Origin of the sequence: Kribbella sp. NPDC051952, from assembly GCF_040680855.1 — a bacterium.
GTDB lineage: Bacteria > Actinomycetota > Actinomycetes > Propionibacteriales > Kribbellaceae > Kribbella.
In genome coordinates this window covers 65,558-86,111 of the sequence record NZ_JBFAXQ010000013.1, presented here as the reverse complement: position 1 = coordinate 86,111, position 20,554 = coordinate 65,558, and the positions used below count along the sequence as shown (strand labels likewise).

General features: G+C 68.3%; 20 protein-coding genes. 17 read left to right on the top strand and 3 right to left on the bottom strand.

The window, feature by feature from the left end; all coding sequences use genetic code 11:
- Positions 1–2: 2 nt before the first annotated feature.
- The 4 genes from AB0L70_RS23825 (at position 3) to AB0L70_RS23810 (ending at position 5,788) form a co-directional block, all read left to right on the top strand.
- Positions 3–1,007 carry a substrate-binding domain-containing protein gene (locus AB0L70_RS23825; RefSeq protein WP_363687604.1) on the top strand — a complete coding sequence of 335 codons (1,005 nt, stop codon included), beginning with the start codon at positions 3–5 and terminating at the stop codon, positions 1,005–1,007.
- A 10-nt stretch (positions 1,008–1,017) separates the two neighbouring features.
- Complete coding sequence (locus AB0L70_RS23820) at positions 1,018–1,368, top strand: holo-ACP synthase (RefSeq protein ID WP_363687602.1); 351 nt, start codon at positions 1,018–1,020, stop codon at positions 1,366–1,368.
- Between the two features lie 2 nt (positions 1,369–1,370).
- Positions 1,371–2,765 (top strand): NAD(P)H-hydrate dehydratase, encoded by a 1,395-nt coding sequence (locus tag AB0L70_RS23815; RefSeq protein ID WP_363687600.1) that lies wholly within the window; start codon positions 1,371–1,373, stop codon positions 2,763–2,765.
- A gap of 62 nt (positions 2,766–2,827) precedes the next feature.
- On the top strand, positions 2,828–5,788 hold the full coding sequence (locus AB0L70_RS23810; RefSeq protein ID WP_363687598.1) for a sugar-binding protein: 2,961 nt from the start codon (positions 2,828–2,830) through the stop codon (positions 5,786–5,788).
- Here the strand turns inward: AB0L70_RS23810 and AB0L70_RS23805 are convergent.
- Positions 5,772–6,542, bottom strand: a complete 771-nt coding sequence (locus tag AB0L70_RS23805; RefSeq protein ID WP_363687596.1) for an META domain-containing protein — start codon at positions 6,540–6,542, stop codon at positions 5,772–5,774. The two genes, AB0L70_RS23810 and AB0L70_RS23805, sit on opposite strands and share 17 nt — an antisense overlap.
- A gap of 241 nt (positions 6,543–6,783) precedes the next feature.
- Here AB0L70_RS23805 and AB0L70_RS23800 point away from each other — a divergent pair, with 241 nt between their 5' ends.
- The 10 genes from AB0L70_RS23800 (at position 6,784) to AB0L70_RS23755 (ending at position 15,348) form a co-directional block, all read left to right on the top strand.
- Positions 6,784–7,995, top strand: a complete 1,212-nt coding sequence (locus AB0L70_RS23800; RefSeq protein WP_363687594.1) for a hypothetical protein — start codon at positions 6,784–6,786, stop codon at positions 7,993–7,995.
- An 88-nt stretch (positions 7,996–8,083) separates the two neighbouring features.
- Complete coding sequence (locus tag AB0L70_RS23795; protein WP_363687592.1) at positions 8,084–8,725, top strand: HAD family phosphatase; 642 nt, start codon at positions 8,084–8,086, stop codon at positions 8,723–8,725.
- 15 nt (positions 8,726–8,740) lie between these two features.
- Entirely contained in the window at positions 8,741–9,949 is a 1,209-nt protein-coding gene (gene alr, locus AB0L70_RS23790) for an alanine racemase (protein WP_363687590.1), read from the top strand.
- A gap of 6 nt (positions 9,950–9,955) precedes the next feature.
- Positions 9,956–11,074: an alpha/beta hydrolase gene (locus tag AB0L70_RS23785; RefSeq protein ID WP_363687588.1), complete on the top strand. Its 1,119-nt coding sequence runs from the start codon at positions 9,956–9,958 to the stop codon at positions 11,072–11,074.
- Entirely contained in the window at positions 11,071–12,003 is a 933-nt protein-coding gene (tsaE, locus tag AB0L70_RS23780; RefSeq protein ID WP_363687586.1) for a tRNA (adenosine(37)-N6)-threonylcarbamoyltransferase complex ATPase subunit type 1 TsaE, read from the top strand. Before AB0L70_RS23785 ends, tsaE begins: the two co-directional genes overlap by 4 nt.
- A gap of 1 nt (position 12,004) precedes the next feature.
- Complete coding sequence (tsaB, locus tag AB0L70_RS23775; RefSeq protein WP_363687584.1) at positions 12,005–12,670, top strand: tRNA (adenosine(37)-N6)-threonylcarbamoyltransferase complex dimerization subunit type 1 TsaB; 666 nt, start codon at positions 12,005–12,007, stop codon at positions 12,668–12,670.
- Positions 12,667–13,116 carry a GNAT family N-acetyltransferase gene (locus AB0L70_RS23770; protein WP_363687582.1) on the top strand — a complete coding sequence of 150 codons (450 nt, stop codon included), beginning with the start codon at positions 12,667–12,669 and terminating at the stop codon, positions 13,114–13,116. The genes tsaB and AB0L70_RS23770 overlap by 4 nt, the downstream gene beginning before the upstream one ends.
- The gene (gene tsaD, locus AB0L70_RS23765; protein WP_363687580.1) at positions 13,113–14,165 is read left to right on the top strand and encodes a tRNA (adenosine(37)-N6)-threonylcarbamoyltransferase complex transferase subunit TsaD; all 1,053 of its coding nucleotides are present in this window, start codon (positions 13,113–13,115) and stop codon (positions 14,163–14,165) included. Before AB0L70_RS23770 ends, tsaD begins: the two co-directional genes overlap by 4 nt.
- On the top strand, positions 14,162–14,605 hold the full coding sequence (locus tag AB0L70_RS23760; RefSeq protein ID WP_363687578.1) for a GNAT family N-acetyltransferase: 444 nt from the start codon (positions 14,162–14,164) through the stop codon (positions 14,603–14,605). Before tsaD ends, AB0L70_RS23760 begins: the two co-directional genes overlap by 4 nt.
- On the top strand, positions 14,602–15,348 hold the full coding sequence (locus AB0L70_RS23755) for an alpha/beta fold hydrolase (RefSeq protein WP_363687576.1): 747 nt from the start codon (positions 14,602–14,604) through the stop codon (positions 15,346–15,348). The genes AB0L70_RS23760 and AB0L70_RS23755 overlap by 4 nt, the downstream gene beginning before the upstream one ends.
- 284 nt (positions 15,349–15,632) lie before the next feature.
- On the opposite strand, the gene AB0L70_RS23750 is transcribed toward AB0L70_RS23755, so the two are convergent.
- Complete coding sequence (locus AB0L70_RS23750) at positions 15,633–16,787, bottom strand: class I SAM-dependent methyltransferase (RefSeq protein WP_363687574.1); 1,155 nt, start codon at positions 16,785–16,787, stop codon at positions 15,633–15,635.
- A gap of 175 nt (positions 16,788–16,962) precedes the next feature.
- Positions 16,963–17,553 carry a peptidoglycan-binding domain-containing protein gene (locus AB0L70_RS23745; RefSeq protein ID WP_363687572.1) on the bottom strand — a complete coding sequence of 197 codons (591 nt, stop codon included), beginning with the start codon at positions 17,551–17,553 and terminating at the stop codon, positions 16,963–16,965.
- A gap of 293 nt (positions 17,554–17,846) precedes the next feature.
- On the opposite strand from AB0L70_RS23745, the gene groES reads away from it, so the two are divergent.
- From groES to AB0L70_RS23730, 3 genes are all read left to right on the top strand, one after another.
- Entirely contained in the window at positions 17,847–18,143 is a 297-nt protein-coding gene (gene groES / locus AB0L70_RS23740; protein WP_130384566.1) for a co-chaperone GroES, read from the top strand.
- A 164-nt stretch (positions 18,144–18,307) separates the two neighbouring features.
- On the top strand, positions 18,308–19,927 hold the full coding sequence (groL, locus tag AB0L70_RS23735; protein ID WP_363687569.1) for a chaperonin GroEL: 1,620 nt from the start codon (positions 18,308–18,310) through the stop codon (positions 19,925–19,927).
- An 81-nt stretch (positions 19,928–20,008) separates the two neighbouring features.
- Positions 20,009–20,503 carry a GNAT family N-acetyltransferase gene (locus tag AB0L70_RS23730; RefSeq protein ID WP_363687567.1) on the top strand — a complete coding sequence of 165 codons (495 nt, stop codon included), beginning with the start codon at positions 20,009–20,011 and terminating at the stop codon, positions 20,501–20,503.
- The last annotated feature ends 51 nt before the right edge of the window (positions 20,504–20,554 follow it).

Sequence of the window (20,554 nt, the reverse complement as noted above, 5' to 3'; positions counted from 1 at the left end):
TCGTGGCTCAGCGGATGACCATCGCGAAGATCGCGGAGCAGGCCGGGGTGTCGGTGCCCACCGTCTCCAAGGTGCTGAACGGCCGGTCCGACGTCGCCGAGGGGACCAGGGCCAAGGTCGAGCGGATCATCCAGGAGCACGGCTACCGGCGGCGGACCGCGAGTACGGCGAACAGTCCGATGATCGACCTGGTCTTCCACGAGATCCGGGGCGAGTGGGCGATCGAGCTGATCCGCGGGGTCGAGGAGGTCGTCCGGGCCGAAGGCGTCGAGCTGGTGTTGTCCGAGTGCGGTGGCGCCCGGCGACCACGGCAGGAGTGGATCGAGTCGGTCCTGAATCGCCGTCCGCTCGGCGTGATCATGGTGTTCTCCGACCTCGACCCGGATCAGCGGGCGCAGCTGGAGGCGCGGCGGATCCCGTTCGTCGTGGTGGACCCGGTCGGCGATGTGGGTGACGACGTACCGTCGATCGGCTCGGCCAACTGGAACGGCGGGCGGATGGCGACGCTGCATCTTCGCAAGCTCGGCCATACCCGGATCGCGGCGATCGGTGGACCGGTCGAGACGCTCTGCTCGCGGATGCGCGTCGACGGGTACACGGACGCGCTGCGCTCGACCGGCCTCACCGTCGACCCGGCGCTGATCCGGACAGCGGAGTTCGATGTGAGCGGTGGTCACCGCGAAGCGTTGGCGTTGTTGCGACTGCGCCACCGGCCGACCGCGATCGTCGCCGGCAGCGACCTTCAAGCCCTCGGCGTCTACCAGGCCGCTCGCGAACTCGGCCTCGACATCCCGCGGGACCTCTCCGTCGTCGGGTACGACGACCTCCCGACCGCTCAATGGGTCAGCCCTGCCCTGACCACCGTCCACCAGCCGCTCCGGCGGATGGCCGAGCTCGCCACCCGCCTCGTCCTGGACCTGGCCCGCGACGTCACCCCGTCCGCCCTCCGGCTCGACCTCGCGGTAGAGATGAGAGTCCGCCAATCAACCGCCAAGCCTGCGAGTTAGGCTGACCAGCATGATCGTCGGCGTGGGTATCGATGTGGTCGACGTGGAGCGGTTCATGAAGACGCTCGATCGCACGCCAGGGCTGCGGGATCGCGTGTTCACGCCGATCGAGGCGCTCAAGCCACCGGCCTCCCTGGCCGCACGGTTCGCCGCCAAGGAAGCCTTGGCCAAAGCGCTGGGCGCGCCCGCCGGCATGCACTGGCACCACGCCGAGGTCCAGACCGACGAGACGGGCCGGCCGTGGCTGGAGGTCACCGGCACGGTCGCCGAGCAGGCGGCCCGACTCGGCGTCCAGAGCCTGCATCTGTCGCTGAGTCACGACGCGGGGATCGCGTCGGCCGTCGTCATCCTGGAAGGCTGAGCATGCGTCGCGCGCACACTGTCGAACAGGTCCGGGCCGCCGAGGCCGAGCTGATGGCCCGGCTGCCGGAGGGCACCCTGATGCAGCGCGCGGCCACCGGCCTCGCGGTTGCCATCAGCAACTTCGTCGGCGGTGCGTACGGCGCTCGCGTCGTCCTCCTGATCGGCTCCGGCGACAACGGCGGTGACGCTCTGTACGCCGGTGCCCGGCTCGCCCGGCGCGGTGCCCAGGTCATCGCCGTACTGCTCTCCTCGAAGGCTCACGCCGAAGGGCTCGAAGCCTTGAAGGCGGCCGGCGGGCGAGTCGGCTCGACCGATGACATCGCGACCGCGGATGTCGTGGTCGACGGCATCGTCGGGATCGGCGGCCGCCCCGGGCTACGTCCCGACGCTCTGAAGGCCGTCGAGCTGGCCGATCAGAACGGCGTACCGATCGTTGCCGTGGACACTCCGTCGGGGGTCGACGTCGACACCGGCGAGACACCGGAGCCGCACGTCCGCGCCGCGCTCACCGTCACGTTCGGCACCCACAAGATCTGCCACCTGATCGACCCCGCGGCCGCCGCCTGCGGCCCGGTCCACCTCGTCGAGATCGGCCTCGACCTCCCGCCTGCGGCGGCGGAGTCCTTCCAAGCCGCCGACGTCCGAGACATCTACCCGGTCCCGCACGGTGAGTCCGACAAGTACTCCCGTGGCGTCCTCGGCCTGATGGTCGGCTCGGTCCATTACCCAGGTGCCGCGGTCATCGCCACCGCCGGTGCCCTCGGCGGCCCGGTCGGCATGGTCCGGTACGTCGGTCCGGATGCGGTGGCAGCCGAGGTCCGGGCCGCACACCCGGAGATCGTGGCCAACGACGGTCGCGTGCAGGCGTGGACTATCGGGTCCGGAATGGGCGATGACCTCGACGTCGCGCGGATCCGTGAACTGCTCGACGCCGAGGAGCCCGTGGTCCTCGACGCGGACGGCCTGAAGGCACTGGACGACTCGGGCGATCACATCGACGTACTCGCGACACCTCACGCCGGCGAGCTCGCACGTCTGCTCGACGTCGACCGCGCGACCGTCGAGGCGAACCGACTCGAGCACGCGCGGCTCGCCGCCGAGCGCTTCGACGCGACCATCCTGCTCAAGGGCTCGACCACGGTGATCGTTGCCCCCGACGGCCGAGTCCGGGTCAACACCAACGCCACCCCGTGGCTGGCCACCGCCGGTGCCGGGGACGTCCTGGCCGGCCTCTGTGGGGCATTGCTTGCCTCCGGCCTCACACCTCTCGACGCCGCATCGGTCGGCGCCTATCTGCACGCCGCTGCGGCCAATCTGGCCTCGGCGAACGGGCCGGTGACAGCTCTCTCCGTAGCCGCTTCGCTACCTGAAGCAACACGCCAATTGCTACGTTGAAAAACGCTCCTTCTGGGTAGGACAGAGGTGCTGGTGCCTCTGCCCGCCCAAGGAGTGTGCACATGAAGCGTTTGGTGGGGTTCGTCGTACTCGCGTTGGTTGCCGCGTTGCCCTTATCGGCTGCGGCGACCACGACGACGACATCGTCCGGGAAGCCGTATGTGGCCGACCGGCAGACGAAGATCGACGTGATGGGGGAGTGGGCCCATCCGGATGACGACACGAGCATCATCGGACCGTGTGGTGTCTGGCACCAGCGGTACGGGGTGAAGTGTGGCGTCATCCAGGTGACCCGCGGTGAAGGCGGTGGGAACGCGGTCGGCAACGAGCTCGGCCCGGACCTCGGCCTGCGGCGTGAGAACGAGGATCGCGTCGCGCACTACCGCTCCGGAACCGTTGACATCTTCAACTTGGACCGGATCGACTTCTTCTACAACCAGAGTGCGCCGTTGACGCAGTACTTCTGGGACGAGCAGGAGACGCTGCGCCGGGTGACCCGGGTCATCCGTGAGACGCAGCCCGAGATCTACATCGGGTTCACGCCGACGCTCGCGGCCGGGCACGGCAACCATCAGCAGGCCGGGCGACTGATCTGGGAAGGCGTCCTCGCGGCCGCCGACCCGACCAAGTTCCCCGAGCAGTTGAAGGGCCCGCACGCGCTCAGCACCTGGCAGGTGAAGAAGGTCTTCTCCGGCGGTGCCACCGCAGGCACCGGCGGTACGACGACCGCCGCGAACTGCACCACCGGCTTCACCCCGACCGGCCTCGACACCGTCGCGGGCGTGTGGACCGGCTACGACTCGCCGTACAAGTGGCCGGCCGGGAACCTGCAGGGACAACCGGCCGGGACCCCGAAGATCTGGCAACAGGTCGCGGACGAGGGCCGGTCGGCGTACCCGACGCAGAGCCGGGTGATGTTCAAGGGAACCTCGGTTCCGGCGTGCTCGCGGTTCGGGATGACGGAGTCGTTCGTACCGTTCCAGCCGAACAGCAGTCCACAGGCGGGACTCGACCAGGCGATCCTGTTCGGTGCGACCAAACCGGATCCCGGTGGGTTGCCGTTGGGGACGATGGAGTACCTGACGTTCTCCCGGTTCTACAACGTCGCCGGTGAGCCGTTCCAGGCGACGGTGCATCTCAAGGCACCGAAGGGAAAGCTTGCCTCGGGCAACGTTGCGCTGACGGTCCCGGCCGGCTGGTCGGTCGACGGACCGAAGCCGGTCAAGTCCAAGGAAGCGGTTGACGTCACGTTCACCGTGACCCCGGCCGCCAACGCGACGGTGGATCAGAACGCGAAGATCGCCGCCACCTACACGACCAAGCACGCCTCCGGCTACACGGACAACGTCGTACGGATCGTTGCCGCCGCCGAGGGACGGTTCCAGCGATGGGGCAACTGGCAGGAGTACGACCAGTGGCTGCAGAACACCGCACCGCAGGCCAATCGGCTCGGGCGGTCGCCGGCGATCCAGTCGATGGGGATCGGCCAGACGATCGACGTACCGGTCGTCGTCCACAACTGGTCGACGCAGCAACAGAGTGGTGCGGTCTCGCTCGACCTGCCGGCGAACTTCACCGTCGACGCGGCGTCGAAGCCCTACGACGTCGCGGCCGGTGCGGACGCCACGGTCACCTTCAAGCTGACGAACACCGACACCACACTGCCCGTTCAGCAGAACGTCTCGATCCCGATCCGGACCGCGACGGGTAGCGAGACCCTGACGTTGACGCTCGTGCCGACGACGGCGATCCCGCAGGCCCAGCCTGTCGTGGACGGCAAAGCGGACCCGGGTGAGTACCCAGGTCCGACGCTCGACCTCGGCCGGATCTGGCAGGGCGCGACGACCTGTACCGGCGTGGACGACTGTGGCGTTTCGTCAACCGGAGAAGGCAGTACGGCGAAGGTCAGCTGGTCCGACGACGCGCTGTACTTCTTCATCCACGTCCGCGACGACTACCAGTCGTACGCCGTCACCCCGGCCGAATGTGTCGGCCACTGGCAGGCCGACTCGGTCGAGATCCTGCTCGACCCGCGCGGCAACGCGTCGCAGGCACTGAAGGACACCGCGAACACGTTCAAGCTCGGCATCTTCCCGTTCACCCAGAGCGGCAGTCCGTGCTGGGAGCGGGACGCCGACAACCACCAGGGGTACTCCAGCGGCTCGCTCGACACCGGCAACGCCCCCGGCGTACAGGTCGCGTCGACCGCACAGTGGGTCGGTAGCAACGAGACGACGGTCCCGCACGCGTACGCGGGTGGCGGCTACGACCTCGAGGTGAAGATCCCGCTGGCGGACCTGCCGGCCGCCGTCGACCCGGCGCGGATGGGTCTGAACATCACGCCGTACGACAACGACGACACGTCGGCCGCTGGTACGACGACGTTGCGCCATATCGACATGAGCACCCGACTCGGATGGTCGGCACTCGGATCGGTCCAGTCCGACCCGTACCGCTGGGGCCTCGCGACCCTCCCGGGCTACACCCCGCCCGCGGATCGCCCGACCACCCCGGCACCGCCGAACGTCTCCAACCCCAACCTCAACGGTGCGTTGTCGCCACAGACGATCGCCCAGTCCGCGCGCAACGGCGTACCGATCTCAGGCCGCGTGCCGACGAGCGACCTGAAGATCCTGTCCGCCGGGCTGCATGGCAACGCCGTGAACATCGTGAGCAGCTCACGCGGATCGGGTACGGCGCGAGCGTTCCTGACCACTGGTGAGATCGGTGCGATCCCGGTGTGGACGACCACGTGCTCACCGGCTGCCGATCCGGCGCCCGACTACGGCCTGACGCCGTGTGCTGTCACCGACGGCGCCATCCCACCCTGGTCGCCCGACATGAGCGGCCACCTGGTCAAGCAGTCGACCAAGCAGATCACCCGCGGCAGCCAGCTGTGGTCGATCCCGCTGACCTCGGCGCAACGTGCCCAGCTCGCGAGTAGTGGGCATCTGCTGATCTCGTACGAGACCCCGGCGAACGAGGTCCAGGCCTTCGACGTCCGGCTCAGCGGGCGGAGGTGAAGTCGAGGCCGTTCGCTGAGCTGCGGAGCTGAAGGGTGTTGCCGTCGACCTTGTAGGTGACCTCGCCCTTCAGCCCGCTCAGCAGAGTCGTTTCGAGTTTCGCCGCGTCGCCGGCGCAGGCTCGGCGGGTGGTAGCCAGCTCGCCGAAGGTCAACGTGCCGGCGGTGCGGGCGACCATGCCCTGGAAGTCGTTGCAGCCGGTCGAACCCGTGACGCGTTCGCCGTTCAGGGTCAGCCAGGCCTGCTCGGAGCCGGCCTGGTGCGAGGCGGTCTCGCCGGTGATGACACTGCTCAGGGACCACTTGGTGCCGTCGAGCGCGACAGCCGGCTCGGCGGTCTCACGATCCAGCAGGGAGATCGTCGTACTGCCGCTGGTGACGTCGAGCTTGCTGCCGTCGAGCTTCCAGGTGGGCTTGGCGGACAGGATCTTCGACAGCCAGGCGTCCTGACCCTGCTGCGGGCCCGGGCAGCCCATCGCGGTCGAGGCCAGCTCACCCTTGAGCGTGAGCTTGCCGTCACTGGTCGACACCTTCGACTGCATCGAGTTGCAGCCGGCATCGGCGACCAGGCGGCCGTCGTCGGTGAACTGCAGCCGGACCCGGGTCTTCGGGGCGAGCTGCTTGGGCTGTCCGTTCTCGCTGACAGCGGTGGACAAGTACGACTTTCCGGTCAGCGAGGCACCCGCTCCGGACTCGTTCCCGCACGCGGTGAGGGCCAGGAGCAACGAAGCTCCGGCCAGGGCGATCATCCGCATCATCACACTTTAGGGACGCCTTCGGTCATTCAAGCGTTGCAGTGTGAAGGCTTGGTAAAGTCGCCTCCTCGGGTTGGCAGCCGAGGTCACGGTTGGATAACGTCAAGCGCGCGAAGTGTGAACGACATGGCCGGGTGACTCTCTGGCCCTTCTGGGGACCAAACCGAACAGCTGTGAGGGCCGTACTCGAGCACTGGGGCAAGCAGTGCGGTCCGTCAAGCACACTAAGGAACGTTTTCGCATGCCCCTCATCCGAACTGCCCGGAATCGCGTGATCATCCCCGCGGTCCTCGCCGCCGGCGCGCTCATCGCTGTGCCGATCGTTGTCCATGCGGCCAAGGACTCGCCGGTGTCGACCGCGAACGCCGCGGACAGCGCGGCATTCGACCTCCCGAGCATCGGCCGGGTCGAGACCTGTGTCCTGGACGCCTACTCCAGCTGCACCGTCGTGCACGGATTCGGCAAGAAGCCGGTCGCGATCACCGCGACCTCGTCCGGACCGGCGATCCTGTCCATCGACCCGAACCGCACCACCGACGAGACCTACCGGCTCCGCGCCCTGCGTTACGACGGCAAGAAGTACCGCGAGGGCACCAAGCTGAGCTACACCGCGCACTACGACTTCGTGGCCGCACCGGCCCAGCCGACGACGCCGAAGCCGAGCTCGACGCCGACGGCCACCGAGACACCGACCAAGCCGCCGACGACCAGCACGCCGCCGACGACGGAGCCGACCAAGCCGACGACCTCGACTCCGCCCACCACGACACCCCCGACGAGTCCGCCGACCACGACGACGCCGCCGACCTCAGGGTCGACCTGCACCAACCCGTCGTTCATCACCACGTCGACGAACAACCAGGGTGCGGGCCGCTCGTTCGGTGCGTACTACGTCCACAACAACATGTGGAACAACGACAACGGCACCTACACACTCGGCGCCTGTAACTACAACAGCTGGTACGTCGACGTCACCCAACCCATGCCGGGTGACAAGGGCGTGCAGGCCTACCCGAACGTCCACAAGGACTACGACGACGTCCCGTTGTCGAAGATCCAGTCGGCCAAGTTCGGCGCGTCGACCCCGGCCACCTGTAACGGCTGCATCTACAACGTCGCCTTCGACGCGTGGATCGGCGACGGGCTGAACAACGAGCTGATGATCTGGACCGAGAACAAGGGCCAGGTCCCGGCCGGCGACAAGAAGGGCACCGTCACCTTCGGTGGCTTCACCTATGACGTCTGGCACGAGAACGGCTACACCGCCTACGTCTCCCAGGTGACGCAGAAGTCCGGCACGATGCCGCTGGCCAGCTTCTTCAACGACATGGCCACCCGCGGCTGGGCCCCGAAGGCCACGACCTGGCAGGTCGACTACGGCGTCGAGGTCGTCTCCACCGGCAACGCCAAGCAGCGCTTCAACTTCACCGACTTCTCCATCCAGGAGAACTGATCCCCCGGTGAGGTGACGCTCAGCACTTCGCAACCCGGCGGCCACCGCGACGCTCCCCATGTCGCGGTGGCCGCTTAGGGTTTCTGGTGTGACAGGACTCGTGATCTTCGACAATGACGGCGTACTGGTGGACTCCGAGCGGCTGGCCAACACGATCCTGGCCGAGCTGCTCACCGAGGCAGGGTTGCCCTACACGTTCGAGGAGACCGTGCGGGACTTCATGGGCGGCAGCATGGCCTCGATGCGGCAGAAGACGGAGGCGCAGCTCGGCCGGCCGTTGCCCGCCGATCTGGAGGACCGCTACCACCAGCGGTTGTTCGACGGATTCGCGCACCTGCAGGCGATCGAGGGGGTTGAGGCTGTCCTCGATCACCTCCAGGCGCGCGGTGTGACCTACTGTCTCGCCTCCTCCGGCACCCATCGGCGAATTCGTACGGCGTTGACCGCGGTCGGATTCCTGGACCGGTTCGAGGGCCGGATCTTCAGCGCCGAGGATGTTGCCCACGGCAAGCCGGCGCCCGATCTCTTCCTGCACGCCGCCGCCTCGATGGGCGTCAAACCGGCCGACTGCGTGGTCGTCGAAGACAGCCCGCTCGGGGTCGCGGCGGCCAACGCGGCCGGCATGAAGGTGTTCGGGTACGCGGGGATGACGGACCCCGCGAAGCTGGTGACGGCCGACGCGGTTTTCCACGACATGACCGCCCTCGCGGACCTGATCGACGGGGCCTGAGACACTGGAAGGGTTATGTCTACCCTCCAGTCACCTAGCGGCGCCTCGGGCGGGGACCGCCCGGTCCGCGCCGAGGCGGTCGTCGATCTGGCCGCCATCCGTCACAATGTGGCCACGCTGCGTGCCCGCGCCGAGGGCGCCCAGCTGATGACCGTGGTCAAGGCCGACGGTTACGGCCACGGGATGGTCCCGGTCGCACGGGCGGCCCGCGAAGCCGGAGCCGATTGGATCGGCGCTGCCGTACTCGACGAGGCGCTCGCGCTGCGCGAGGCCGGCGACACCGGGCCGATCTTCTGCTGGCTGACCACGCCCGGCGAGCCGCTGTCCGACGCGATTGCCGCCGGCATCGACCTGTCTGCCGGTGCGCCGTGGGAGATCGACGAACTGCTCGCCGGCGTCGGCAATACATATCTGGACAGCTCATCGCGTCCGGGTCGCCCGGCTCGGGTGCATCTGAAGATCGACACCGGGATGAGCCGGGGTGGGGCCGTACCTGAGGAGTGGCCGGCACTGATCCGGGCCGCTGCCCAGGCGCAGGCGACCGGCCGGATCGAGATCAAGGGGATCTGGTCGCACCTGGCGTCGTCGGACGAGCCGAAGAGCGAGGTGAACGAAGCGCAGCTGGCGACGTTCCGGGAAGCCATCGAGGTGGCGGAGTCGTTCGGCATCGACGCCGAGTTCAAGCACCTGGCGAACTCGGGCGCCACGCTCGCGCTGCCCGAGACCCATTTCAACCTGGTCCGTCCGGGCGTGGCGACGTACGGGCTCTCGCCGTTCGGGCATGCGCTGCCGTCGGCCGAGCTCGGGTTGCGGCCGGCGATGACGCTGCGGGCCCGGCTCGCGATGGTGAAGCGGGTGCCGGCCGGCGCGGGGGTTTCGTACGGGCTGACCTGGACCGCACCACGGCCGTCGACGCTCGGGCTCATCCCGCTCGGGTACGGCGACGGTCTGCCACGGCACGCGTCCAATGGCGCTCCGGTCCTGTCCGGCGGAGTACGTCGTACGATCGTCGGCCGGATCTGCATGGATCAGAGCGTGGTCAACCTCGAGGACGACGACGCGGCCGCGGGGGACGAGGTCGTGCTGTTCGGGCCTGGGACCGACGGAGAGCCGACGGCGGACGACTGGGCCGACGCGGCCGGGACGATCAACTACGAGATCGTCACCCGGCTGGGTGCCCGGATTCCCCGCCGGTACGTCGACAGCTCCCCGATCGAGAGGTAGTCCGGGATGTCCAAAGCAGGGCGGACTGCCGGTCTGATCGGGGCCGCGGTCGGAGTGCTCGCGGCCGGAGCAGCCGCCGGCGTCGCGGTCGAGCGGCAGGTCATCGGCCGTCGATCGGGTCAGCGCGCGCAGTTGGAGGCCGAGCCGTTCGGCTCGCTCCGCGGCACCCCGCACGTGTTCACCGCCGACGACGGCGTCGAGTTGTACGTCGAGGTCGACGAGCTGAAGCGGTCCCGCCGACCCGAGCCGCCGAAGCGCCGGTTCGGCCGGAAGTTGCCGTTGCCGCCCGAGGACCTGACCGTCGTGTTCGCGCACGGGTACGGGTTGAATATGGATGCCTGGCATTTCGAACGCCGTGATCTGGCCGGCATCGGCACGATGGTGTTCTACGACCAGCGCTCGCACGGCCGATCGGGCCGGTCACCCAAGGACCACGTCACGATCGACCAGCTCGGCCAGGACCTGTACGGGATCCTCGAGGAGTACGCGCCGACCGGGCCGCTGATCCTGATCGGGCACTCGATGGGCGGCATGACGATCATGGCGCTGGCCGAGCAGCATCCCGAGCTCTTCGGCGACCGGGTGATCGGCGTCGGACTGTGTTCCACCAGCGCGGGCCGCCTCGACCAGGTCCCGATCGTGTTCCCGGGCCGGGTCGGCATGCTGGCCCGGGCACTGGCCACCCCGACGGTGGCCGCGCTGGCGCGGATCCCGGATGTGGTCGAGCGCAGCCGCAAGGCCGGGACGGACATCAGCTACCTGCTGACCCGGAAGTATTCGTTCGGTTCCGAGGTCCCGCCGGCCTTCACCGAGTTCGTCAACGAGATGATCGCGGCCACGCCGATCGAGGTGATCGCGGAGTTCTACCCGATCTTCTCGTTGCACGACAAGTACGACGCCCTCGAGCCGCTGCAGAAGGTGGAGTGCGTGGTGATCGGTGGCGACAAGGACCACCTGACCCCGTTCGAGCACGCGGAGGAGATCGTCCGGCGGGTGCCCGGCGCGGAGCTGGTCGAGGTGAAGAACTGCGGTCACCTGGGCCTGATCGAGCACCACCGTGAGTTCACGGCAGCCCTCCTTGGCATGATCGAGCGAGCCGAACAATCCTTGGGACCCAACACATGACCGATCTACACGTCGTCGACGCCACGCCGGAACACGTCGACGAGATCGTGGCCGTCATCCATCACGCCTTCTCCGCGCGGCGGGTGCTTGATCCGCCGTCGACCGCCTTGTCCGAGAATGCCGCCAGCGTGCGTGCCGTGATCGTGGGGGACGGCGGCCTGCTCGTCCGCGTGAACGACGTACCGGCCGGGGCGGTTCTCTTCGAGCAGTCCGGGGACGTCCTGAACCTGCGGCGGGTCTCGGTTGATCCGCGTCATCAGGGTCACGGGGTCGCGTCGGTGATGGTCGGGTGCGCCGAAGAGGTCGCCGTACAGCGGGGACTGAACCGGGTGCAGTTGATCGCGCGGGTCGAGTTGCCGGACACCGTGGAGTTCTGGCGGCGGCGTGGGTATTCGCTGGTCGAACAACAGGACCACAACCTGATCTTCGCGAAGGCGATGCCGATCGCGCTGACCGTACCGACGTCGGACGAGATGCAGGCGATCGGCGAGGAACTCGCGGGGCAGGTGCGGGCCGGCGACGTGCTCGTGCTGTCGGGTGACCTCGGGGCCGGCAAGACGACGTTCACGCAAGGGCTCGGCGTCGGGTTGAAGGTTCGGGGTGCGATCACATCGCCGACCTTCGTGATCTCGCGGGTGCATCCGTCGTTGGCCGGCGGCCCGGCATTGGTGCACGTGGACGCTTACCGGCTGGGTGGCTTCGCCGAGCTGGACGACCTCGACCTCGACGCGAGTCTGGAGGACGCGGTCACCGTGGTCGAGTGGGGTCACGGACTGGCCGAGGCGCTGGCGCCGGATCGGCTGGACATCGTGGTGACCCGTGGCGACGACGACACGGACGAGACCCGGGAGCTACGGATCACGCCGGTCGGCCCGCGCTGGGCGGCGTCCGGCGTACGGGTGTCCGCCGGGAACAGGATTGAGGGCTGACATGCTGCTTGCCTTTGACACCTCGAGTGCGGCGGTGACTGTCGCACTGGCGACCCCGGACGGCGAGATCGTTGCCTCGTCGACGGCCGTGGATGCGTTGCGGCACGGCGAGCTGCTCGCGCCGGCGATCGCTGGTGCCTTGGAGACCGCGGGAGTGACGCCGCGGCAGCTGACCCGGATCGCGGTCGGGGTCGGGCCGGGTCCGTTCACCGGGCTGCGGGTCGGACTGGTGACCGCGCGGACGATGGCCGACGTACTCGGGATCGAGGTCGCCGGGGTCTGCAGCCTCGACATCCTCGCCCGGCAGTCGTCGTTGACGTTGCCGGTCGCGGTCGCGACCGATGCCCGGCGCAAGGAGATCTACTGGGCGTTGTACGACGGCCCGGCCGCGGACGGCAGCCGTCGACGCCTCGAAGGTCCGGCCGTGGATCGTCCGGCCGAGGTCGCGCATGTGCTGTCGGGCCTGCCGGTCATCGGCCGCGGCGCGGTCCTGTACGCCGAAGCTCTCGGCGTCGAGGCGGTCGAGGTCGCCGAGTATCCGTCGGCCGAGGTGCTGGCGAGCGGTGTGGCGACCGGGACGCTGGAGGTTGTCGCGCCGGATCCGCTGTACCTGCGTCGGCCGGACGTGACGATGTCGGCCGGTCCGAAGAGCGTGCTGCCCAAGTGAGACCTGCGATTCGCGCGGCTCGTGTGGACGATCTGCCCGCACTGGTCGCGCTGGACGAGGAATGCTTCGGGCCGGAGGCCTGGAGTACGGTCGCCTGGACCGCGGAGTTCGACCGGTTGGCCGAGGATCGGGTGGTCCTCGTCGCGGACGAGGGCTCGGTCGCCGGGTACGCCGTACTGCTGGTGCCGCCGGTCGAGGTGGACGTGGTCGAGCTGCTGCGGATCGCGGTGTCGCCGGCCGAGCGCCGTACCGGCATCGGCGGTCAGTTGATGATGGCGGCGCTGGCGCGGTGTGCCGGCCGGACAGTGCTGCTGGAAGTTGCTGCAGGCAACGAATCGGCGATCGGCCTGTACGAGAGTTTCGGTTTTGTGGAGATCAGCCGGCGACGTGGGTACTACGCCGGTGGCGAGGATGCGGTGATCATGCGGTGGCGGGAGGCAGTATGAGTGTGGAGCCCCTGATCCTGGGGATCGAGACGTCGTGCGACGAGACCGGGGTCGGTATCGTCCGCGGGCAGACGCTGCTCGCCGACGCAATCGCGTCCAGTGTCGAGGAGCATGCGCGGTTCGGTGGCGTCGTACCCGAGGTGGCCAGTCGGGCGCACCTGGAGGCGATGGTGCCGACCATTCGGCGTGCATGTGAGACCGCGGGGATCAAGCCGACCGACGTCGACGCCGTCGCGGTGACGAGCGGGCCAGGTCTCGCGGGTGCGTTGCTGGTCGGCGTCGCTGCGGCCAAGGGTCTGGCGTTGTCGCTCGAGAAACCCTTGTACGGCGTGAACCACCTGGCCGCGCATGTTGCCGTCGACACCTTGGAGCATGGTGATCTGCCCAAGGGGTGTGTCGCGATGCTCGTGTCCGGTGGGCATTCGTCGTTGCTCGCGGTCGAGGACATCACCGACGGCGTCGTACCGATGGGAAGCACCATCGACGATGCCGCGGGGGAGGCGTTCGACAAGGTCGCACGCGTGCTGGGGTTGCCGTTCCCGGGCGGTCCCTATGTCGACAAAGCGGCGCGCGACGGCGGGGACCGGCTGTACGTGAAGTTCCCGCGTGGTCTGACCTCGCAGCGGGATCTGGAGCGGCACCGGTTCGACTTCTCGTTCTCCGGTTTGAAGACGGCGGTCGCGCGGTGGGTCGAGGCGAAGCGTCGGGATGGGGAGGACGTGCCGGTGAATCACGTCGCCGCGGCCTTCCAGGAGGCGGTGTGCGATGTGCTGACCCGGAAGGCGATCGATGCATGCAAGGACCGTGGGTTCGAGCACCTGCTGATCGGTGGTGGGGTTGCGGCGAACTCCCGGCTGCGTGCGATGGCCGAAGAGCGGTGCGCTGCGGAAGGCATCGCCGTACGGGTGCCGCGGCCCGGGTTGTGCACGGACAACGGCGCGATGGTTGCCGCGCTGGGGTCCGAACTTGTGCGGGCCGGGAAAGCGCCGTCGCCGTTGGGGTTGCCGGCTGATTCGTCGATGCCGATCACGGAGGTGCTGAACAAGTGAAGTGGACCCGCGACGGCTTCGAGGCCGACGACGATGCCGCACGCATCGATGTGGATGTCGTGCACGCTTTCCTCAGTTCGTCGTACTGGGCGGTGGGGATCCCGCGAGAGACGGTGGCGCGGTCGATCGCCGGATCGCTGAACGTGGGGGTCTACGACGGTGATGGGGCGATGGTCGCGTTCGCTCGTGCGGTCACGGATCGGGCCACGTTCGGGTGGATCGCGGATGTGTTCGTGGTCGAGTCGCAGCGGGGGAACGGGCTGGGGCGGTTCGTGGTGTCGTCGTTGCTGGATCACCCTGAGCTGGCCGGCGTACGGAGTTTGATGCTGGCGACCGCGGATGCTCATGAGCTGTATCGCAGCTACGGCTTCAACGAGCCCGAGCCGGGGCGGATGATGGTCATCCGGAAGAACCCGGCGGAGCTGTACGGATCCGCATGAGCCGGTTCGGGGTGGATCTGGTGTGGCATCCGGCCGGGGCTACGGACCTGGTCCTGCTGGCGCATGGTGGTCAGGAGGACTCACAAGCCTCGGCGGGGTTGTGGGGTGGGGCGATCCTGCGGATGTGGCCGTTCGCTGGGGCCGCGCGGTCTGCGGTGCCCTCGGCCGCGGTGGGCTTGATGCGGTATCGCTATCAGGGCTGGAACGGTGCTGCCGCGGATCCGGCGGCGGACCTGCGTGCGGTGCTTGACGAGTTGCCGCCGGTGATCCGGCGGGTGGTGCTGATCGGGCATTCGATGGGAGGACGTGCGGTTGTTGCCGTGGGCGACCATCCGCGGGTGGCCGGCGTACTCGCGTTGGCCCCGTGGTTGCCCGCGGGCGAGCCCCTGGTCGCCCTCCGCCCGCCCGTCACCTTCGCGCACGGCGCGGACGACACGGTCACCGATCCCCGTGGCACCCAGGCGTACGCCAGTCGGCTCAGGTCCAAGGGGACGCCCGTGACCGTCTACTCGCTCACCGACGAAACCCATCCGATGCTCCAGCGATCCACGGACTGGAACACGCTGGTATCAACCTTCACCACCACCGCCCTCACCGATCCGGAGGACACACCCGCCTCGGTCTTCGAGGTTCAGCTGCTGCCGGAATCCGGGCCTCGGGTTTCTCCGGCGGCTGCGATCGCCTCGATCGCACTGGCTCGGCTGCGGCTGCCGGTGATCGAGCGGTTCGAGTTGGAAGGGTAAAACTGCACTGCAGTGCGGGGAAGGGCACGGCAGCGGGCAAAGGCCTGGGGGTAGTTTGCCGCTCGATCCCCAGGCGAACGGTCAGCGGCCAACCGGTTCTGTCACTTACCCTGCCCACCCCAGATGAACGCCTCATGACACCCAGTCGACGGGCGGCTCCTCATCCGCACGTCGGCCGGGTTAGTGGCGGGCCCCCGGGGAGTGCAGCAGCGGACGCAGCACCTCGCCCACCGGCAGGTCACCCGAGGACCCGCACGCGAGATCGATCATATGTTCGAATGCTCTCAGGATGCAACTCGATGGCAGGAAAACGCCACCGCATCCCGTCCGATCCGGGTAATGATCAACGTGGCCGTCGCCGAACCCTTCGGCGCGAGCTTCTTCCGCAGCTGCGCCGGATCGACATCCACCCCACGCTTCTTGATCTCCAGCGTCCCGATCCCCTGACTGCGAACCCACGAACGCAGCGCCTTCTCCTTGTACGGCAGCTCTTCCACCACCTCGTACGCCGAAGCCAGCGCAGTCGGCACCAGCTCCGCTGCGGTCACATAAGCGATCCGCGGATCCAGCAACCACCCGTCCACCGCAACGGCCACCGCAGTCACCAGACCAGCCCGCACCACAGCCCCGTCAGGCTCGTAGATGTACTGACCCACCGGCCCGCTCTCCACCTCCGGCGCCTCGGTCACACTCGCCCCACCCGGCAGCAACGTGGCCCGTCGCGCCACACCGGCGTACAAGGCCCCCGACCATAGCGCCGCCTCCTTCACCTCACCGGCGTCGCTCACCCACTCCGCCTCAACCTCATCCGGTACGGCGTCGTGCGGGATGCCCGGTGCCACCTTCACGCACGCAGTCCGCTGCAAAAGCCCAGTCACAAAGGACCACGGCGGCGAATAGGCGTTGTGGTCGAACACCCGGCGCCCGTCCGCCCGTCGCGCCGGATCCGCAAACACCACGTCGTACGGCGTGAGGTCTGTCGCCTCGGCGTCACCCACCACGACCTCACCCGGCAGACCGAGAGCGGCGAGGTTGGCACGGGCCGTGGCTGCGGTCTCGGGATCACGTTCGACGCCCGTGACGCGTAGGCCGGCGCGGGCGGCGCTGATGAGGTCGCCACCGATCCCGCAGCCCAGATCGACAACGCTGGCGCCAGGCAGGGTGGATGCGATGCGTGCGGCTCGATGTGAGCCCACTCTGGTCCGGGTCGCCTGCTCCAGCCCGTCCGGCGTGAAGTACATCCGCTCGGCGTCCACACCGAACTTGGCGACCGCCCGATGCCGCAGCGAGGCCTGTGTGACCGCGATAGTCACGAGAGTCGCGTCGTACCGCCGCCGGAGCTTCTCGACGAGCTGCAGCTCGCGGCCAGGCTGGAAGTCCGTGCACGCAGCAGCGAGCACCTCAGCGCCCGGGCCGTCCAGCAGAGCAGTGACCGTCACCCCGCAACTTTAGGTCGTGTCTGATGGTCCAGCGCCTACTGCGCGGCACTCGGCACGGCACCTCGCCGCACTGGAGCAAAGGCCACGATGGAAAAGCATCGAGGCCTTCACTCCAGCACGCCGATGCACCGCACCGAGCACCTGCTCGCTACGGCGCTGGACCATCAGACACGACCTAGAGGGGGCTCGAACAGCTCCTGCTCCAGCTTCGGGTCGCGGAGGAGTAGAGGCGCCAGTTCATCGCGGAGCGGGTCTTCGGGCCGTAGATACCGTCGACCACGAGGTGGTGCTTGCGCTGGACCGTCCTGACGACCGCGCGGGTGTTGCTGCCGTAGATGCCGTCGACGGCGAGCTTGGAGCCGTAGCAGAAGTTCAGGTTGCGCTGGAGGACCTGGATCGCCAGCGAGGGGTCGCCGTACCGGTTGGAGCCGCGGTGCGGGTCGTCGCCGTACATCAGGTTGCAGGTGGTGCTGGTGCTGGCGTAGATCGACGGCATCGGAATGCCCCAGCTGCGGTTGACCGGTACGAGCCGCGCGGACCGGCACTGCGGGAGAGCGGCCGCAGCCTTCAGTTCGGCCGCAGTGGCCTCGTGGCTGACGTCGGGTGCCGGCTTGGCTGCCGGAGCTGCAGCGGGCGCCCCGGCGCTGGCCGGCTGGTCCTTGGAGGCGCCGGCGGCCAGTACCCCGACAGCGAGCGCACCTACCGCGGCCAGGACCGCGATCGTGCGGCCGGACAGTTTGGGCAGTGACGGGAAGCGGATAGCCATGGTGACTCCTCCGGGCATACGCCGTTCTGACAAAACGGTCGCACGCCGACCCCGATTAGGCCCAGCGTTTGACCACGATCCGTGCCCGGTCCGTCACCGCCGCGCGGACGAATTGATGTCTCACCCTGAGATGGGTCTGGCACTCGAGTTGACCGAGTGCTAATCGCGGCCTAGATTCGGTGTTGGCACTCTCCACTCGAGGGTGCCAGCGGTCCGGCCTCTGACCCCCGCGACGGCAGGGGAGCGCGACCACCCCGAACGTAGACAAGCAAATCGACCGTGGAGGTCAGCAAGTGTCGGTCACGATCAAGCCGCTCGAGGACCGGGTCCTCGTCGCGCCGCTCGAAGCCGAGCAGACCACGAAGTCCGGCCTGGTGATCCCGGACACCGCCAAGGAGAAGCCGCAAGAGGGCGAGATCCTCGCCGTCGGCCCGGGCCGGATCGACGACAACGGCAACCGCGTCCCGCTGGACGTCGCCGTCGGCGACAAGGTCATCTACTCCAAGTACGGCGGCACCGAGGTCAAGTACGACGGCCAGGACTACCTGATCCTGGGCGCCCGCGACATCCTCGCAGTCGTCAGCAAGTGACGACCGCTCGCTGTTCCTGACTGACACCGCCCTGGTGCCGAACTCGGCGCCGGGGCGGAGTCGGTCTGGTCCCTGACCGGGACGCTGCGGCGGGTTCGCCTGAGCGACAGCGGATGGTTCTAGCCTGCAACGAAACGAGATTTCAGAGAGGGACTGGATTTTTCATGCCGAAGATCCTCGAGTTCGACGAGAACGCTCGGCGCGCGCTGGAGCGCGGCGTCGACAAGCTCGCGAACACGGTGAAGGTGACGCTGGGCCCCAAGGGCCGCTACGTCGTCCTGGACAAGAAGTGGGGCGCCCCGACCATCACCAACGACGGCGTCACCGTCGCGCGTGAGGTCGAGCTGGACGACCCGTTCGAGAACCTTGGTGCGCAGCTGACCAAGGAGGTCGCGACCAAGACCAACGACATCGCCGGTGACGGCACCACCACCGCGACGGTGCTGGCGCAGGCGCTGGTGCACGAGGGCCTGCGGGCCGTCGCCGCCGGGGTCAACCCGATGGGCCTGAAGCGCGGTATCGAGGCGGCCGTCGAGGCCGTGTCCGCGCGCCTGGTCGAGACCGCCCGGCCGGTGGACGACAAGGGCGATATGGCCCACGTCGCCACCATCTCCGCCCGGGACGCCGAGATCGGCGCCCTGATCGCGGACGCGTTCGACAAGGTCGGCAAGGACGGTGTGATCACCGTCGAGGAGTCGAACACCTTCGGAACCGAGCTCGAGTTCACCGAGGGTATGCAGTTCGACAAGGGCTACATCTCGCCGTACTTCATCACCGACGCCGAGGCCGGCGAAGCGGTGCTGGAGGACCCGTACATCCTGATCCACCAGGGCAAGATCTCCGCGATCGCGGACCTGCTGCCGCTGCTGGAGAAGGTCGTGCAGTCCGGCAAGACCCTGCTGATCATCGCCGAGGACGTCGAGGCCGAGGCCCTGTCCACCCTCGTGGTGAACAAGATCCGCGGCAACTTCACCTCCGTCGCCGTCAAGGCGCCGGGCTTCGGTGACCGCCGCAAGGCGATGCTGGAGGACCTGGCCGCGCTCACCGGCGCACAGGTCATCGCCCCCGAGGTCGGGCTGAAGCTGGACCAGGTTGGCCTCGAGGTGCTCGGTTCGGCCCGCCGGATCGTCGTCTCCAAGGACAACACCACCGTGGTCGAGGGCGCCGGCAAGTCCGACGACATCGACGGCAGGGTGAACCAGATCAAGGCCGAGATCGAGCGCACCGACTCCGACTGGGACCGCGAGAAGCTGCAGGAGCGGCTGGCCAAGCTGGCCGGTGGCGTCTGCGTGATCAAGGTCGGCGCGGCCACCGAGGTCGAGCTGAAGGAGAAGAAGCACCGGATCGAGGACGCTGTGTCCGCGACCCGGGCCGCGATCGAGGAGGGCATCGTCGCCGGTGGCGGCTCCGCTCTCGTCCACGCGGCCGTCGTGCTGGAGAACGGCCTGGACCTGGAGGGCGACGAGCTCGCCGGTGTCCGGATCGTGCGCAAGTCGATCGTCGAGCCGCTGCGCTGGATCGCCGAGAACGGCGGCTACGAGGGCTACGTCGTGACCGCCAAGGTCGCGGAGCTCGAGGTCGGGAGCGGCTTCAACGCCGCCACCGGTGAGTACGGCGACCTGCTCGCGCAGGGCGTCCTGGACCCGGTCAAGGTGACCCGGTCCGCGCTCGCCAACGCCGGCTCGATCGCGGCGCTGCTGCTGACCACCGAGACCCTCGTGGTCGACAAGCCCGAGGAAGAGGAGCCCGCCGCAGCCGGTCACGGCCACGGTCACGGTCACTGATTCCCAGGTAGTAAGTAGTACCCAGCACCGCCCGGCAGGTCCTCGGACCGGCCGGGCGGTGCTTCTGTTGAGATAGGGGACATGGCCGAGATCCGCGAACGTACCGACGCCGACCTCGACGTGTGCGTCGTACTGCTGAAGGACGTGCACGAGCTGGCCGGGTATCCGATCAACTGGCCGAAGGATCCGTGGCGCTGGTTGACGCCTGAGGATGGCCTGGGGTCGTGGGTGGCCGTGGTTGACGGACAGGTGGCCGGGCACGTCGCGTTGACGGCGCAGGGGGCACAAGGCGCGTCCGTGGAGCGGTTGTTCGTGGACCCGAAGGCGACGGGGGCCGGGATCGGGCGGCAACTACTGGAGTACGCCGTCACGACGGCCGGGGAGCTCGGCCGGAGATTGTCCCTGGAGGTTGTGGACAATCGAGGCCCCGCGGTCCGGTTGTACCGGCGGGCCGGGTGGCAGGAGACCGGGCGTACGGCGATCGACTGGGGCGGGGACCAGGCGTCGGAAGTCATCCATTTCGACGCTCCGGATCCCGGCGGAGACGGCGTACGCGCCAGTAGTGACAGATTGTGATCAGAACCCGAAACTGCCACTAGGCAAGAGAAGATGAGAGCCGTACTATCT

What these genes read in the sequence shown, in the direction of transcription:
- AB0L70_RS23815 (WP_363687600.1), top strand. Translation starts at nt 1,371, where the DNA reads ATGCGTCGCGCGCACACTGTCGAACAGGTCCGGGCCGCCGAGGCCGAG.
- tsaE (WP_363687586.1), top strand. Translation starts at nt 11,071, where the DNA reads ATGACCGATCTACACGTCGTCGACGCCACGCCGGAACACGTCGACGAG.
- AB0L70_RS23785 (WP_363687588.1), top strand. Translation starts at nt 9,956, where the DNA reads ATGTCCAAAGCAGGGCGGACTGCCGGTCTGATCGGGGCCGCGGTCGGA.
- AB0L70_RS23800 (WP_363687594.1), top strand. Translation starts at nt 6,784, where the DNA reads ATGCCCCTCATCCGAACTGCCCGGAATCGCGTGATCATCCCCGCGGTC.
- AB0L70_RS23745 (WP_363687572.1), bottom strand. Translation starts at nt 17,553, where the DNA reads ATGGCTATCCGCTTCCCGTCACTGCCCAAACTGTCCGGCCGCACGATC.
- tsaB (WP_363687584.1), top strand. Translation starts at nt 12,005, where the DNA reads ATGCTGCTTGCCTTTGACACCTCGAGTGCGGCGGTGACTGTCGCACTG.
- AB0L70_RS23810 (WP_363687598.1), top strand. Translation starts at nt 2,828, where the DNA reads ATGAAGCGTTTGGTGGGGTTCGTCGTACTCGCGTTGGTTGCCGCGTTG.
- AB0L70_RS23730 (WP_363687567.1), top strand. Translation starts at nt 20,009, where the DNA reads ATGGCCGAGATCCGCGAACGTACCGACGCCGACCTCGACGTGTGCGTC.
- AB0L70_RS23805 (WP_363687596.1), bottom strand. Translation starts at nt 6,542, where the DNA reads ATGCGGATGATCGCCCTGGCCGGAGCTTCGTTGCTCCTGGCCCTCACC.
- alr (WP_363687590.1), top strand. Translation starts at nt 8,741, where the DNA reads ATGTCTACCCTCCAGTCACCTAGCGGCGCCTCGGGCGGGGACCGCCCG.
- AB0L70_RS23820 (WP_363687602.1), top strand. Translation starts at nt 1,018, where the DNA reads ATGATCGTCGGCGTGGGTATCGATGTGGTCGACGTGGAGCGGTTCATG.
- AB0L70_RS23755 (WP_363687576.1), top strand. Translation starts at nt 14,602, where the DNA reads ATGAGCCGGTTCGGGGTGGATCTGGTGTGGCATCCGGCCGGGGCTACG.
- tsaD (WP_363687580.1), top strand. Translation starts at nt 13,113, where the DNA reads ATGAGTGTGGAGCCCCTGATCCTGGGGATCGAGACGTCGTGCGACGAG.
- groL (WP_363687569.1), top strand. Translation starts at nt 18,308, where the DNA reads ATGCCGAAGATCCTCGAGTTCGACGAGAACGCTCGGCGCGCGCTGGAG.